This window comes from Undibacterium sp. Ji83W (genome assembly GCF_049340385.1).
Lineage (GTDB): Bacteria > Pseudomonadota > Gammaproteobacteria > Burkholderiales > Burkholderiaceae_D > Undibacterium.
Window position 1 is genome coordinate 1 of record NZ_JBMPOZ010000067.1, and the last position, 579, is coordinate 579.

Here is a 579-nt window from a genome sequence, read left to right on the forward strand (position 1 = left end):
TCGTGCTTGCCAAGTGCGCTGGCAGTTCTGCCGGGGCAAAGGGGGTGCGACTGACATCAACGACGGTGGCTGTATGCAGGCCAAACTTTTGGTAAGGAAAGGCTGCATAGCGTATCAATACTTCTTGTCCCGGCTGGATGAAGCCTGCCGTTCTGCTGGGTACATACAGATGGGCTTCCAGCGATCCTGCTTCTGCTTTGCTGGTATTGCCAGCGTTAGCAGTCTTGATATCTACAGGTATCAGGTTGGCCAGCACTTGCCCGGCATTGATGGCTTGTCCTGGCTGGTTGGTCAGTGCACTTACCGTGCCTGCCTGCGTTGCCGTGATTTGCACGGCCTGACGGCTGGCATTTTCTGCGACTTCTTGCTTGAGGCTGGCTTTGGCTCTTGCTATTTGCGTCAGGTCGGTTGCCAGGCTATTCGATAAAGTATCGAGTTCTGATTGCAGGGCGATCTGGTTAGCCTGTAACTGGGTTTTACTGCGCTGCAAAGTACTCAGGCGGGTGCTGATGTCGAGCAAGTCTTCCTGCTTTTGCTGGGTCTGGGCTGCAGAGACATAGCCATTGCCTTGCAGGGTTT

The 579-nt window shown here is 54.4% G+C and carries 1 protein-coding gene; it reads right to left on the bottom strand.

All coding sequences use genetic code 11. The features are described 5' to 3' along the window. Nucleotides 1–579 (bottom strand): HlyD family efflux transporter periplasmic adaptor subunit (locus ACO0LD_RS31765; protein WP_423013532.1); only part of this gene is annotated, 579 nt, incomplete at both ends.